Annotated in this window: 12 protein-coding genes; 3 read left to right on the top strand and 9 right to left on the bottom strand. The window is 63.5% G+C overall.

The window, feature by feature from the left end:
- Positions 1-53 precede the first annotated feature (53 nt).
- A complete protein-coding gene (locus tag H7R73_RS05880; protein ID WP_103260643.1) occupies positions 54-590 on the top strand; it encodes a GNAT family N-acetyltransferase in 537 nt (178 codons plus the stop codon).
- A 43-nt stretch (positions 591-633) separates the two neighbouring features.
- On the opposite strand, the gene yjeH is transcribed toward H7R73_RS05880, so the two are convergent.
- Positions 634-1914 carry an L-methionine/branched-chain amino acid transporter gene (yjeH, locus tag H7R73_RS05875; protein WP_041211297.1) on the bottom strand — a complete coding sequence of 427 codons (1281 nt, stop codon included), beginning with the start codon at positions 1912-1914 and terminating at the stop codon, positions 634-636.
- Positions 1915-2039: 125 nt separating this feature from the next.
- Positions 2040-3332: an HAAAP family serine/threonine permease gene (locus tag H7R73_RS05870; protein ID WP_039039437.1), complete on the bottom strand. Its 1293-nt coding sequence runs from the start codon at positions 3330-3332 to the stop codon at positions 2040-2042.
- Between the two features lie 494 nt (positions 3333-3826).
- Here H7R73_RS05870 and H7R73_RS05865 point away from each other — a divergent pair, with 494 nt between their 5' ends.
- Together H7R73_RS05865 and H7R73_RS05860 are read left to right on the top strand one after the other, a co-directional pair.
- Complete coding sequence (locus tag H7R73_RS05865) at positions 3827-4732, top strand: LysR family transcriptional regulator (RefSeq protein ID WP_103260644.1); 906 nt, start codon at positions 3827-3829, stop codon at positions 4730-4732.
- A gap of 106 nt (positions 4733-4838) precedes the next feature.
- The gene (locus H7R73_RS05860; RefSeq protein WP_103260645.1) at positions 4839-6230 is read left to right on the top strand and encodes an MATE family efflux transporter; all 1392 of its coding nucleotides are present in this window, start codon (positions 4839-4841) and stop codon (positions 6228-6230) included.
- 82 nt (positions 6231-6312) lie between these two features.
- Here the strand turns inward: H7R73_RS05860 and accA are convergent, their stop codons facing one another.
- From accA to lpxD, 7 genes are all read right to left on the bottom strand, one after another.
- Positions 6313-7263, bottom strand: coding sequence for an acetyl-CoA carboxylase carboxyl transferase subunit alpha (gene accA / locus H7R73_RS05855; RefSeq protein WP_041211295.1), 951 nt, complete (start codon positions 7261-7263; stop codon positions 6313-6315).
- Positions 7264-7279: 16 nt separating this feature from the next.
- Positions 7280-10759 carry a DNA polymerase III subunit alpha gene (gene dnaE, locus H7R73_RS05850; protein ID WP_041211337.1) on the bottom strand — a complete coding sequence of 1160 codons (3480 nt, stop codon included), beginning with the start codon at positions 10757-10759 and terminating at the stop codon, positions 7280-7282.
- Between the two features lie 53 nt (positions 10760-10812).
- On the bottom strand, positions 10813-11403 hold the full coding sequence (gene rnhB / locus H7R73_RS05845; RefSeq protein WP_039039433.1) for a ribonuclease HII: 591 nt from the start codon (positions 11401-11403) through the stop codon (positions 10813-10815).
- Between the two features lie 78 nt (positions 11404-11481).
- Entirely contained in the window at positions 11482-12621 is a 1140-nt protein-coding gene (gene lpxB / locus H7R73_RS05840) for a lipid-A-disaccharide synthase (protein ID WP_103260646.1), read from the bottom strand.
- The gene (gene lpxA, locus H7R73_RS05835) at positions 12614-13405 is read right to left on the bottom strand and encodes an acyl-ACP--UDP-N-acetylglucosamine O-acyltransferase (protein WP_010673415.1); all 792 of its coding nucleotides are present in this window, start codon (positions 13403-13405) and stop codon (positions 12614-12616) included. The genes lpxB and lpxA overlap by 8 nt, the downstream gene beginning before the upstream one ends.
- Positions 13406-13407: 2 nt before the next feature.
- A complete protein-coding gene (fabZ, locus tag H7R73_RS05830) occupies positions 13408-13869 on the bottom strand; it encodes a 3-hydroxyacyl-ACP dehydratase FabZ (RefSeq protein ID WP_010673414.1) in 462 nt (153 codons plus the stop codon).
- A 24-nt stretch (positions 13870-13893) separates the two neighbouring features.
- Positions 13894-14913, bottom strand: coding sequence for a UDP-3-O-(3-hydroxymyristoyl)glucosamine N-acyltransferase (lpxD, locus tag H7R73_RS05825; protein ID WP_039039449.1), 1020 nt, complete (start codon positions 14911-14913; stop codon positions 13894-13896).

Raw genomic sequence — 14913 nt, 5'->3', positions numbered from 1 at the left:
TCTCTTATGACGCAACACACGCGGCCAGCCACGGCTGGCCGCAAGGAGTCATCATGACATCAGCACCACCCCACATCAGGCTGGATCCCGTCACCGACACCGACCTGCCCCATATCTTCCGCGGCCTCTCCGATCCCCGGGTCGTCGCCTACTACGGCGTCAGCTACGACAGCCTGGCGGCATGCCGGGCACAGATGGATTGGTATGCCGAGCTGACCCGCACCGGCCGTGGCGCCTGGCATCTCATTCGCGACCGACTCTCGGGCGAGCCGCTGGGGGCCATCGGCTACAACGATGCCGACCCGACTCACCGGTGTGCCGAGCTGGGCTACTGGCTCTATCCCGAACACTGGGGCAAGGGGGTGATGAGCGCGGCGCTGCAACTCTGGCTACCGATCACTTACCGCACCACCGACCTGCACCGACTGCTGGCAGTGGTGGAGGAGCCCAACCTCCCCTCCGCCCGCCTGCTGGAGCGGGCCGGTTTTCACTACGAGGGCACGGCGCGGGAGTGCGAGCGCAAGGGGGATGGCTTCATCTCCCTGCGCCACTACGCCATCTTGCGCAGCGACCTGCCCGCCAGCCTGTGACCCGCAACAACAAGCCCCGCACTGCGGGGCTTTTTTTCGGGAGTTACTTGATGGCGCAGACACCCTCATCGGACGCCGAGCGGCGGCGTCTGCGCCGCCACAGGGAGAAGCCGCCATACCCCAGGCTCAGCACGACGGCATAGAGCACCTGGGTAGCGAGGGCCAGCAGCACCAGGGTGCAGAGCAGCACGCTGAGGCCCGCCAGCCCCTTGCCGGTCCCCGACAACAAGCGCCAGCCCGCCGCCATGCAGAGCAGATAGACCAGCACGAAGTTGCCATTGGCGTAGCGGATCAGCGCATCGAGGGGCAGACGCAGCCAGAGGATCAGGGTGATGGAGACGAAACAGATGGCGAGCACCCAGGCAAGGGCATGCAGGGGAGCGCCCCGGGCCGAGAGGCGAGAGAGGGAGACCGGCAGTTTGCCCTCCCGCGCCATGCTCCAGATAAGGCGCGCAAAACCTTGCAGGTAGATGTTGATGCTGGCGAAGCAGGAGAGATAGCCCAGCACCGCCACCAGCCACTTGGCGGTGGGGCCGAACAGCAGGGAGAGCAGGGCCGGAATGGCGGTGGCATTGGTCGCCTCGTCCCCGTAGAGGTCATATTTGAGCACCACCAGCGAGTGCACCCAGTAGATGAGCCCCGCCAGCAGCACGCCCCCCAGCAGGGCAAGGGGGTAGTCCCGCTCTGGCCGCTTGAACTCCTCCCCCATGTGAGCGAAGGCCTCGAGCCCCACGAAACACCAGAACATCACCGCCAGCGCCGAGCCCATGGCGGGCCACTCGCTCGCCGTTGGCAGAGGCTGGGCGGCATCGCGCCAGCTGAGATCCCCCTTGACCCAGATAAGCAGGGTGAGCCCCAGAATGGCCAGGGCGATCAGCAGTTGCAGGTTGCCGGAGGAGCGCGCTCCCCGCAGCCCCAGCAGAAAGACCCCGAGCAGGGTGAGCAGCTGGATACCCCAGAGGGTCCACTCCCCCATGTCGAACAGGGCGTGCCAGAAACCGGCGGCGATGGTGAGGGCGGCAGGCAGGCCCACCGGCAGCACCGCCAGAAACAGGAAAGCGGAGAAGCGCTCGGCGCCGTTGCCAAAGGCGAGGCCAATCAGATGGGGGGCGCCCCCCGCGTGGGGATAACGCCGCCCGAGGCGGGCGAAGGTAAAGGCGATGGGCAGCACCAGGGCAATCAGCAGCAACCAGGCCCACAGCGACGCCCCTCCCGCCAGCGAGGCGGCGGTGGCCGGTACCACGAAGATCCCGGTACCGAGCAGGGAAGTGGCGAGCAGCCCCATCCCCTGCCAGAGCCCGAGATCCTTTTTCAACCCAGACATATCCTGTTGTCCCGTCTAGAAAAACATCCCGCCATGTTAGGCCGCCACCACCGCTTTGTTAAGCATTTGTGCCCATAAAAAAACCGCCCCGGGGGGCGGCTTTCTCACAGGGATGAACGCTGTCATCAGGCAATCAGCTTGTAGATGATGCCGGACATGGCGATGAGGCCGATGAGGGTGACGAAGCCGTTGCTGAGGTTGCCGGCATATTTGCGCATGGCCGGTACCTTGGCGATGGCGTACATCGGCATCAGGAAGAGCAGCATGGCGATGATGGGGCCGCCCAGATCTTCAATCATGCCGAGGATGCTCGGGTTGATGGTGGCCACGGCCCAGGTGGTCAGGATCATGAAGACCGCGGTCACCTTGTTCAGCTGCTTGACGTCGACGTTCTTGCCCTTCTCGCGCAGGGACTTGGCCATCAGGCCGTTCATGCCCTCTTGCGCCCCCAGGTAGTGACCCAGGAAGGACTTGCTGATGGCAACCATGGCGATGAGCGGTGCCACGGTGGCGATCACCGGGTTGTCGAAGTGGTTGGCCAGGTAGGAGAGGATGGAGATGTTCTGCTCCTTGGCCGCCGCCAGGTCAGCCGGGGAGAGGCTCAGCACGCAGCTGAACACGAAGAACATCACCGTCATCACCATCATGACGTGGGCGCCCAGCAGGATGTTGCTGCACTTCTTCTCGGCGTTGGCGCCGTAGCGGCCTTTGTTGTCCACCGCGAAGGAGGAGATGATCGGGGAGTGGTTGAAGGAGAACACCATCACCGGGATGGCCAGCCACAGGGTCTTGATGAAGTCGCCGTTGAAGGCCTCACCCAGCGCCGGGGCTTCGGTGATGATGGCACCGTTCCAGTGCGGGATCAGGTAGACCGCCAGGCCCATCAGGGTGACCACGAACGGGAAGACCAGCACGCTCATCGCCTTGACGATGACCTGGCCGCCCAGGCGAACGATCGCCATCAGACCCAGGATCAGCACCAGGGAGAGGATGGCACGGGGAGGTGCCGTCATGCCCAGCTGGTGCACCATCAGGCTCTCGACGGTGTTGGTGATGGCCACGGAGTACATCAGCAGGATGGGGTAGATGGCGAAGAAGTAGAGCAGGGTGATGAACTTGCCTGCGGTCTTGCCGAAGTGCTCTTCCACCACCTCGGTGATGTCGCCGTCACGGGTGGAGCCGGACAGCACGAAGCGGGTCAGGCCACGGTGGGCGAAGAAGGTCAGCGGCAGGGCCAGGATCAGCATGGCGACCAGCGGCCACAGGCCACCGACACCGGCATTGATCGGCAGGAAGAGGACACCGGCGCCGATGGCGGTACCGTACAGACCCAGCATCCAGACCACGTCGGCCTTGTTGATGCCACGGGAGGAGGCTTTGCTCAAGCTGCCTTCAACTGCAATGTTCATGTCAGACATAGGGGTGTTCCTGTCATCAAGGAAAGTGGGATCTTAACTTGTCAGTGGGCCTGGGCCCGGTTCCTTTCCCTGGAACTCCAGCTATTCGTCCTGTTTGTTCCTCCGCCCCGGCCATCCGGCCGCCACTCCCTGTGGCAACCTGATTGCAACAAACACGGGCGGGGAGTCGTAATACAGAGGGATCGTGCTCGCTCGTTAACAACGGGATAACGCTCACCTCATCCGATGAGATGACTCTAGTTAAAAGGCACTATTAATCACAGCGTTTTTTTGAATTAATCAACCAAAGTTTGATTGGAATCGCCTTTCCGTCGCTTCAGATCACACTTGAATCGCCATATTGCGATTTTTTTTTAACATATAAACTTTTTGGTGTGATCCACCTCACCTTGAGGCGCGCAACAATTTTGTCACAACCCCCTCATTGCCCCCCGATTGTCTCCCGTCGCCCCATGACGTACCCTTTGTGTCCGCCCCTTTTCTGCGTACCGACCATGACCCTCTCCCGCACCGATCTCGCCGAGCTGGCCGTGTTTGCCGCCGTCGCCCGTCACCGCAGTTTCAGCAAGGCCGCCCTCGAGCTCGGGGTCTCCGCCTCGGCCCTGAGTCATGCCCTCAAAGGGCTGGAGAGTCGCCTGGCCGTCAGGCTGCTCAATCGCAGCACCCGGGCCGTGGTGCCGACCGAGGCGGGCGAACGGCTGCTGGCCCAGGTACTGCCGACCCTGGGGCAACTGGAGGCGGCACTGGCGGAGCTGACGCACCACGCGGGCGAACCCGTGGGCAGGCTCAGGCTCTGTGCCCCCCGAGCCGCCATCCAGGAAGTGCTGGCCCCGGTGCTCATCGACTATCTGGTGCGCTACCCGCGCATGCAGGTGGAGGTGGAGGAGCTGGAGCTGATGCCCCGCCTCATCGAGGATGGCTACGACGCCGCCCTCTTTTACGGCGACCTGCTGCCCCAGGAGATGATCTCGGTTCCCCTGGGCCCGCAGCAGCGCTATCTGGTGGTGGGCTCCCCCGACTATCTGGCACGGCGTGGCACCCCTCGCCACCCCTCGGATCTGCGCCAGCACGACTGCATCGGCTACCGGCTCACGCCCCATCACCACTATCGCTGGGCCTTTGCCGCCGAGGGGGAACTGCTGGAGATCGAAGTGACGGGCCCGCTCACCACCAGCACGCCCGCGCTCTACCTGGGGGCGGCCGAGGCGGGGCTCGGGCTCGCCTACTGCCATGAAGGGGAGGTGTTCGACGCCCTGGCATCGGGGCGGCTGGTGAGCGTGCTGGATGACTGGAGCCCCAGCTTTGCCGGGTTCAACCTCTTCTATCCGGGCCGGCACCAGCTGGGGCAAGGGCTGCGAGCCCTGATCGACATGCTGAAGGAGTATCACAGGATCCGTTAATTGATGAGCCGCATTCAGTAATCCATCAAATGAAAGCCTGATTATCAATTAATCCATAAGAAACTAGACTGTCTGCTCGATTCCGGCCCTTTTCCCGAGTACAGATATGTCCGCCTACTTCCGCCTGCGTCAACGGGCCATGGCCCGCCGTTTCTGGGGCTATGCCCTCCCCTCCGTCATGGCCATGCTGGTCTCCGGCGCCTACTACCTGGTGGACGGCATCTTCGTCGGCCACTATGTGGGGGCCGCCGGCCTTGCCGGCATCAACCTGGTCTATCCGGTCATCATGGTGCTCATCGGCCTCGCCGCCATGATCGCCATGGGGGCCGCCACCGCCATCTCCTTCCAGCAGGGCGCCAGGAACCTCGCTCTGGCCCGCCAGGCTCTGGTCAGCGCCCTCTGGCTGCTGCTGATCCTGGGCACGGTAGCGCCGCTGCTGCTGCACCACTGGCACACCGATATCCTGCAGGCCCTGGGAATGACCCCCGGCACCGACACCTGGCAGCAGGCCAGCGACTACCTCACCTGGATTGGCGGTGGCACCCTGCTGCTCGCCAGCAACCTGGCGGTGCCCTACCTGCTTCGCAACGACGGCCGCCCTCGCCTCGCCATGGTACTGGTGAGCGGCGGCGCCCTCCTCAACATCCTGCTCAACTACATCATGGTGGGCCGGCTCGGGCTCGGCCTCACCGGCACGGCCCAGGCCACCCTCCTCTCGGAGGCCATGGTCAGCCTGCTCGGCCTGGGGTACTTCTTCACCCGCCACGCCCGGTTGCGGCTGACCTGGCGCCAGCTGGTACCCCGCTTCCCGGCCATGCCCGGCCTGCTCTTCACCGGGCTGCCGAGCCTCATCGCCCAGTTCAATCTGGGGCTGCTGTTGCTGCTGCACAACAGCCAGCTGATGGTGCACGGCACGGTCAAGGATCTGGCGGGCTTCACCGTGGCGGGATACACGGAGGCGGTCTTCATCGTCATCCTGCAGGGACTGGCGTTTGGCATCCAGCCCCTGGTGAGCCAGGCAGCCGGGGCCGGGCGCCATCGCGACCTCCAGTTCCTGATGACGATGGGGCTCAAGATCACCCTGGTCTATGGCCTGGGGGTCTGGCTGATTGTCCAGCTGCTGCCGCAGCCGGTCGCCATGCTCTACACCGGGGATCAGGACGCAGAGCTGCTCGCCGCCGCCATCAGCAGCCTGACCCTCAACCTCGCTGCCCTGCCCCTGGAGGGGATCGTCATGTTCGGCATCGTGCTGTTGCAGGCCATGGCCCGCACCCGCCAGGCCCTCGTCATCTCCGTGGCCAAGACGGTGCTGCTGCTGCCCCTCATCTTCCTGCTGCCCCTCTGGTGGGGGCGCGACGGGGTCTTGATGGCCCAGCCCGCCACCGTGCTGCTGCTGACGCCCCCCCTGTGCTGGCTGCTGTGGCGGGAGTGGCGGGCCCTGAGCCCTGCCGGAGGGCGTGCTTCCGCCCCCATGCACCGGGCGCTGACCGCCCCCTGAGACCCGCCCCCGGCGTCCCCCCACAAAGGTCGCCCATAAAAAAAGTCCCCGCATGCGGGGACTTTTTATTGGAAGCGGCAGATCAGCAGTAGCCGTAACCCAGCAGACGCTGGTAGCGCTGCTCCAGCAGTTGCTCGCTGTCGAGGGGGCGCAGGGCATCCAGATCCTGCTTGATGCGTGCTTTCAGGTGCTTGGCCATCTTCTCCACGTCGCGGTGGGCACCGCCGAGGGGCTCCTCGACGATGTTGTCGATGAGCTTCAGCTCCTTCAGGCGCTGGGCGGTGATGCCCATGGCATCCGCCGCCACCGAGGCCTTCTCGGCGCTCTTCCACAGGATGGAGGCGCACCCTTCCGGCGAGATGACGGAGTAGGTGGAGTACTGCAGCATGTTGACCCGATCGCCCACGCCGATGGCGAGAGCGCCGCCGGAGCCGCCTTCACCGATCACGGTGCAGACCACCGGCACGGTCAGGCCGGCCATGACTTTCAGGTTGCGGGCGATGGCTTCGGACTGGCCACGCTCCTCGGCACCGACACCGGGGTAGGCACCCGGGGTGTCGATGAAGGTGATGATCGGCATCTTGAAGCGCTCGGCCATCTCCATCAGGCGCAGGGCCTTGCGGTACCCTTCCGGACGCGGCATGCCGAAGTTGCGCTTGATCTTCTCCTTGGTCTCGCGCCCCTTCTGGTGACCGATGACCATCACTGGCTCGCCGTCGAGACGGGCGATGCCGCCGACGATGGCCTTGTCATCGGCATAGGCGCGATCCCCGGCCAGCTCGTCGAAATCGGTGAAGATCTGCTCGATGTAGTCGAGGGTGTAGGGGCGCTGGGGATGACGTGCCATCTGGGATACCTGCCAGGCACCCAGATCGCCGAAGATCTTCTTGGTCAGCTCTTCGTTTTTCTTCTCCAGCCGGCGAATGTCTTCGCTGAGATCCACGGCACTGTTGTGCTCGCTCACATGGCGCAGTTCATCGATCTGTGCCTGCAACTCGGCGATCGGCTGTTCAAAATCCAGAAAAAGACTCATAGGGACAATAGATCCTCTAATCAAAAACCAATTCAACCCGCTCTCGTCCAAGCAGGACTCGCAAGTCATCTATCAGTTGATCGGTGGGCGTCACCCGCCACTCGGTACCGAGCGTCAATCGCACCCGGGAACCGGGGCGACGATAGTTTACCTGAACCGGACAGACTCCGGCACGGGCGGGCTCCAAAATCTCGCACAAACGCGGGAAAAAGCGCTCGTCAATGCGTTGTTCATCGAGGGAGATGCGGATTGCCCTGGCAAAACGCTCCCTCGCATCGTTGATATCCAGCAACTCGCGGGCCGACATTTTAAGGCCACCGGAGAAGTCATCAAAGCTGACCTGTCCAGAAACCACTAAAATACGGTCTTTTTGCATCAATTCTTCGTATTTTTCCAGCGCTTCACTGAAAAGGGTCACATCCAGACGGCCGGATCTGTCGTCCAGGGTGAAGATCCCCATCTTGTTGCCGCGCTTGGTCACCATGCTGCGCGCCGCGATCACCAACCCCGCCGCCGTGGTCACCGTATCCCGGGAGGTGGGATGCAGATCGCACAGTCGGCCCGAGGTGTAGCGCCGCAGCTCGCTGCTGTACTGGTTGATGGGGTGACCGGTGAGGTAGAGCCCGAGGGTCTCGCGCTCCCCTTCCAGCCACACCTTGTCGGGCCAGTGCGGCACGTTGGCGAACGCCTTCTTGACGTCGTCGATCTCCTCCGTGAGCACGCCGAACATGTCGACCTGCCCCACCGCCTGGGCCTTGGCGTGCTGCTCGGCGGCGCGCATCGCCTCCTCCAGGGTCGCCATCAGGGCGGCGCGGTGGGGGCCGAGCCTGTCCATGGCGCCGGAGAGGATGAGCTTCTCCATCACCCGCTTGTTGAGCTTCTTGATGTCGACCCGGTTGCAGAAGTCGAACAGGTCGCGGAACGGACCGTCCCGATCCCGCGCCTCCAGGATCGCCTCGATGGGCCCTTCCCCTACTCCCTTCACCGCGCCGATGCCGTAGACGATATGGCCGTCCTCGTTGACGCTGAAGCGGTAGCGACCGGTGTTGACGTCCGGCGGTATCACGGTCAGCCCCATGCGCTGACACTCGTCCACCAGGGTCACTATCTTGTCGGTGTTGTCCATGTCCGCGGTCATCACCGCCGCCATGAACTCCGCCGGGAAATGGGTCTTGAGCCAGAGGGTCTGGTAGGAGACCAGCGCATAGGCAGCGGAGTGGGACTTGTTGAAGCCGTAGCCCGCAAACTTCTCCACCAGATCGAAGATCTTCATCGCCAGTTCGCCGTCGACGCCGTTCTTGACCGCCCCCTCCTCGAAGCCCGCCCGCTGCTTGGCCATCTCTTCGGGTTTTTTCTTGCCCATGGCCCGGCGCAGCATGTCCGCGCCACCCAGGGTATACCCCGCCAGGGTCTGGGCGATCTGCATCACCTGCTCCTGGTAGAGGATGATGCCGTAGGTGGGCTCGAGTATGGGTTTGAGGCTTTCGTGCTGCCACTTCTCGTCCGGGTAGGAGATGGCCTCCTTGCCGTGCTTGCGCTCGATGAAGTTGTCCACCATGCCCGACTGGAGCGGGCCCGGACGGAACAGGGCCACCAGCGCGATCATGTCTTCGAAGCAGTCGGGCTGCAGCCGCTTGATGAGGTCCTTCATGCCGCGGGATTCGAGCTGGAACACCGCCGTGGTCTCGAAACGCTGCAAGAGGGCGAACGACTTCTTGTCATCGATGGGGATGGCGGCGATGTCCACCGGCGGCTTGCCCTCTTTGGCAAGACGGGGGTTTATCATGCCAAGGGCCCAATCGATGATGGTGAGGGTGCGCAGCCCCAGGAAGTCGAACTTCACTAGGCCCGCGTACTCCACGTCGTTCTTGTCGAACTGGGTGACCGGGTGATGCCCCTCGTCGTCGCAATAGAGCGGCGCGAAGTCGGTGATCTTGGTGGGCGCGATCACCACGCCACCGGCGTGCTTGCCGGCGTTGCGCACCACCCCTTCCAGGCGGCGGGCCATGTCGATGAGGTCCTTGACCTCCTCGTCCTGCTCGTAGAGCTCGGGCAGCTTGGGTTCGGCCTCGAACGCCTTGGCGAGGGTCATGCCGGGGTCGGGCGGGATCAGCTTGGAGATGCGATCGACAAAGCCGTAGGCGTGGCCCAGCACCCGGCCGACGTCCCGTACCACCGCCTTGGCCGCCATGCTGCCGAAGGTGATGATCTGGGATACCGCCTCCCGGCCGTACATCTCGGAGACGTGATCGATCACCTCGTCGCGCCTGTCCATGCAGAAGTCGACGTCGAAGTCGGGCATGGAGACCCGCTCGGGGTTCAGGAAACGTTCGAACAGCAGGTCAAATTCCAGCGGATCGAGATCGGTGATCTTGAGGGCATAAGCCACCAGCGACCCCGCCCCCGAGCCCCGGCCCGGACCGACGGGGATGCCGTTGTCCTTGGACCACTGGATAAACTCCATCACGATGAGGAAGTAACCCGGGAAGCCCATCTGGTTGATCACTTTGAGCTCGATGTCGAGACGCTCGTCATACTCGGGACGGCGCTCGGCCCGCACCGCCGGATCCGGGAACAGGAAGGCCAGCCGCTCCTCCAGCCCTTCCTTCGACTTCATGACCAGGAAGTCTTCGGTGGTCATGTCGCCGGTGGGGAAGTTGGGCAGGAAATACTCGCCAAGGCGCACCGTCACGTTGCAGCGCTTGGCGATCTCCACCGTGTTTTCCAGGGCTTCCGGGATGTCGGCAAACAGCTCCGCCATCTCCTCCTGACTGCGCAGGTACTGCTGGGGGCTGTAGCGGCGCGGTCGGCGCTTGTCCATCAGGGTGTAGCCGTCGTGGATGGCGACCCGGATCTCGTGGGCATCGAAGTCATCGGCGGTGAGGAACACCACCTCGTTGGTGGCCACCACCGGCAGTTCGAACTCGGTGGCAATGGCCACCGCCATGTGCAGGTAGACCTCCTCGTCCGGGCGGCCGGTACGCAGCAGCTCAAGGTAGTAGGCATCCGGGAAGTGGGTCTGGTAGAAGGCGAGGCAATGCTCCACCATCTGGCGGTTGCCTTTGAGCAGGAACTTGCCCACATCCCCCTCGCGCCCGCCGGAGAGGACGATCACCCCCTTGGCATGTTCGCCAAGCCAGGCCTTGTCGATGACGGGGCGCCCCTGCACATGACCGCGCTGATAGCCGCGGGAGATGAGCAGGGTGATGTTCTGGTAGCCGTCGTTGTCCATGGCGAGCAGGGTGAGGCGAAACTGCTCGTCCCCAAGCTCGTCGCTCTGCACCCAGAAATCCGCCCCGACCAGGGGCTTGATCCCCTTGCCGTGGGCAGAGCCGTAGAAGCGCACCAGGCCGCACATGTTCATCTGGTCCGTCAGGGCCAGGGCCGGCATGTTGTTGGCGGCGGCTGCGGAGACGATGGGACCGATCTTCTGCAGGCCGTCGACCATGGAGAAGTCGGAGTGCACCCTCAGGTGGATGAAACGGGGATCAGCCATGGTCACGCCCTCTCATTGCGCAAGCAGAAATCGTTCAGACAGATCGGCATCGGTTATTCGATCCCCAGGGCGCGGCGCACCGGCTTGAAGCTCTGACGGTATTCGGGCAGCGGGCCCCGTTCGGCCAGAATGGCGAGGTGCTCCGCCGTCGGGTAGCCCTTGTGGCGGGCGAAACCGTACTCGGGATGGCGGCTGTCCAGCTCGGTCATCTCGGCGTCCCGGGTCACCTTGGCGAGGATGGAGGCGGCGCTGATGGCGGCCACCAGGCTGTCCCCCTTGACCACGGCGCGGGCCTCCATCGGCAATCTGGGGCAGCGGTTGCCGTCGATGAAGACCAGCTCGGGCGTCACCTTGAGCCCCGCCACAGCGCGCTGCATCGCCAGCATGGTGGCGTGCAGGATGTTGAGCTCGTCGATTTCCGCCGGGCTGGCGCGGCCGATGGCATAGGCCAGCGCCTTCTCTTTGATCTCGCCAAACAGGGCGAGTCGCTTCTTCTCGGAGAGCTTCTTGGAGTCGGCGAGGCCAAGGATGGGATTGGCAGGATCCAGGATCACCGCGGCGGTGACCACGTCACCCACCAGGGGGCCGCGACCCACCTCGTCCACTCCGGCAATCAGCTTGTCTTCGGGAATATCGATCGTCATCTCATAGCCTTGAATCAAAACCGGCCCCGCAGGGCCAGTATCAGCACAACATCACGCCTGACACACAGGCAGAGCCCACTAGCGTTCCAGCAGCGCGGCAACCGCTTCCGCTGCCTGCACATCCGCATTGCAGCGGATCTTCTCGTGCAACCGGGTGAAGGTGGCGATGAGCTCGCTGTTGTCATGGTCCAGCAGCTTGCTCACCTCTTCCACCAGGTTGGCCGGGGTGCACTCATGCTGGATGAGCTCGGGCACCAGCATCTTGTCCGCCAGCAGGTTCGGCAGGGAGACACAATCCGTCTTCACCAGCCACTGGGCCAGCAAGTAGCTGAAGGGTTTGAGCTTGTAACCCACCACCATGGGCTTTTTCACCAGCATGGCCTCGAGGGCCGCGGTGCCGGAGGCGAGCATCACCACGTCGGCGGCAATCATGGCCTCGCGGCCCTGGCCGTCCAGCAGCACCATGTCGAGCTCCGGGGCCACCTCGGCCTTGATGGCGAGGAACTGCTCGCGCCGTTTCTGGTTGACCAGAGGCACGATGAAACCGAGATCCGGGTTGTGCACCGTCAGGTGCTTGCACGCCTCGAGGAAGACCGGCGCCATGAAACCCACTTCCGCCGTGCGACTCCCCGGCAGCACCGCCAGCCAGCGACGGGCGGGATCGATGCCGAGGGCCTCGCGCACCGACCCTTGATCCGGCACCAGCGGAATGTCGTCCGCCATGGTGTGGCCGACGAAGCGACAGGGGGCATCGAAACGGTCGTAGAAGGCTTTCTCGAATGGCAGGAAGGCGAGCACCATGTCGGTGGCGGCCTTGATCTTGTGAATGCGGCCCTGACGCCAGGCCCAGACGGAGGGGCTGACATAGTGGACCGTCTTGATACCGGCGCGGCGCAGTTTCAGCTCCACCCCGATATTGAAATCCGGTGCATCCACACCGACGAAGATGTCGGGGGGATTGGCGATGAAGTGGCGCAGCAGTTCGCGGCGCACCTGGAGGATGCGGGGCAGACGGCCCAGCACCTCGGTGATGCCCATGACGGAGAGCTCCTCCATCTCGAACAGCGCCTTCACGCCGAGAGCCTGCATCCGCGGCCCGGCGATCCCTTCGAACTGCGCATCCGGGTAGCGGGCTTGCAGTTCGCGCACCAGCCCTGCGGCCAGGATGTCGCCGGAGGTCTCTCCGGCGACGATGCCGATGCGAATGGGATCAGGCACGGATGATCCCGCGCTCGTTGTCCTTGAGGAAATCCACATAGAGCTGGATGGCAGGTTCGCTCTGGGCCATCTCGCTCAGCACGGGCAACACCTCTTCAATGGTCTTGCCGGAGCGGAAGATCTCCTTGTAGGCGCGCTTGACGGCAGAGATCGCCTCGGCGCTGAAGCCACGACGACGCAGGCCTTCGGAGTTGACCCCGAACGGCTTGGCGTAGTTGCCGGCGGCCATCACGTAGGGCGGCACGTCCTTGTTCAGGGCAGCGCAGCCGCCGACGAAGGCGTGAGAGCCGACGCGGCCGAATTGGTGAATGGCAGACAGACCGCCGAAGATCACGAAGTCACCGATGTGCACATGGCCCGCCAGGGTGGCGTTGTTGGCGAAGATGCAGTTGTCACCGATGATGCAGTCGTGGGCCACGTGAACGTTGACCATGAACAGGTTGCCGCTACCCACCTTGGTCAGGCTCTGGTCCTGGGTGGTGCCGCGGTGCACGGTGCAGTTCTCGCGAAACACGTTGTTGTCGCCGATCTCGAGGAAGGTGCGCTCACCGGCGTACTTCTTGTCCTGGCAATCCTCACCGATGGAGGTGTGCTGGAAGATCTTGTTGCCGCGACCGATCTTGGTCGGGCCCTTGATCACCACGTGGGAGCTCACCCAGGTGTTGTCACCGATTTCCACCTCGGCGCCGATGACGGTGAAGGGGCCGATTTCAACCCCTTTGCCGATGACGGCAGACTCATGGACGATGGCGGTGTCGTGGATGATGGCAGTCTGATCGATCACGGTTATACCTCGCGCTTGGCGCACATCAGTTCGGCAGTACAGACCACTTCACCGTCGACGGTGGCGACACCGGTGAACTTGGCGATGCCGCGACGCTCCTTCAGGAACTCCACATCCAGCACCAGCTGATCGCCGGGGCCCACCGGGCGCTTGAAGCGGGCATTGTCGATGGAGGCAAAGTAATAAAGCTCGTTGGGGGACGGCTTGCCCACCATGGTGAAGGCCAGGATACCGGTGGCCTGGGCCATGGCTTCCAGGATCAGCACGCCGGGGAAGACCGGCTTGGCCGGGAAGTGGCCCTGGAAGATCGGCTCGTTGAACGAGACGTTCTTGATGGCGCGCAGGGTCTTGCGCTCATCGCTGATCTCGTAGTTTTCCACCTTGTCCACCATCAGGAACGGATAACGGTGGGGCAGCAGATCCATGATTTCCTGGATGCCCAGGCTCTTCTTTTCAGTAGTCAAAACAGTACCCTATACCAATCGTGATTATTCTTGATCCAGCTTTTTCTCAAGCTTGCTCAACCGCTTGTGCATCTCTTCGATACGCATCACCCGGGCGGCGGTCTTGCGCCACTCTTTATTGGTTTGCAGGGGGATGCCGGAAGAGTAGATACCGGGCTCGGTGATGGGACGCATCACCATGGCCATGCCGGTGACGGTGGCCTGGTCGCAGATCTCCATGTGCCCGTTAAAGACGGAGGCACCACCAATGATACAGTATTTGCCGACCTTGAGACTACCGGCCATCACGGTGGAGCCCGCCACGGCAGTGCCGTAGCCGATCTCGACGTTGTGGGCGATCTGGCACTGGTTGTCGATGATGACGTTGTCAGCGATGCGGGTATCTTCCAGCGCACCACGGTCGATGGTGGTGCAGGCACCGATCTCGACCCGGTTGCCGATGGTCACGCCGCCGAGCTGGGGGATCTTGATCCACTCGCCGCGCTCGTTGGCATAACCGAAACCGTCTGCCCCGATCACTGTGCCGGCCTGTACCAGACAGTCCGTGCCCAGGGTCACGTTGTGATAGAGGGTGACGTTGGCCCACAACCGGGAGCGCGCTCCCAGTCGGGTATCCTTGCCAACGAAACAGCCCGGGCCGATGCGCACATCGTCACCCAGCACGACGCCGGATTCGATCACCGCATTGGCACCGATGGCCACTCTCTCGCCCAGTTGCACGTCCGCCGCGATGACGGCGCTCGGATGGATATCCATGGCCGGCTGCGGGGTGGTGTCCAGCAGTTGGGCAACCCGTGCAAAGCCCACGTAGGGGTCCTTGAGCACTAGGGCGTTGGTGGGGCAAAACGGCAGGTCTGCCTCGGTGATGAGCACGGCAGTGGCCTTGCTCTGCTCCAGAAAATGCCGGTACTTCTTGTTGGACAGGAAGGCTATCTCCCCCTCCCCAGCTTTTTCCAGTGTCGCGACCTTGCGAATTTCCCGGGTCCCATCCCCATGGACCTCGGCCCCCAGTTGCTGGGCCAGCTGTGCGAGAGTGAATGCCAT

This window comes from Aeromonas sp. WP2-W18-CRE-05, from assembly GCF_014168615.1.
Taxonomy (GTDB): domain Bacteria; phylum Pseudomonadota; class Gammaproteobacteria; order Enterobacterales; family Aeromonadaceae; genus Aeromonas; species Aeromonas caviae.
The sequence above is the reverse complement of the archived record's forward strand: the minus strand, read 5'-3'. Positions and strand labels throughout refer to the sequence as shown.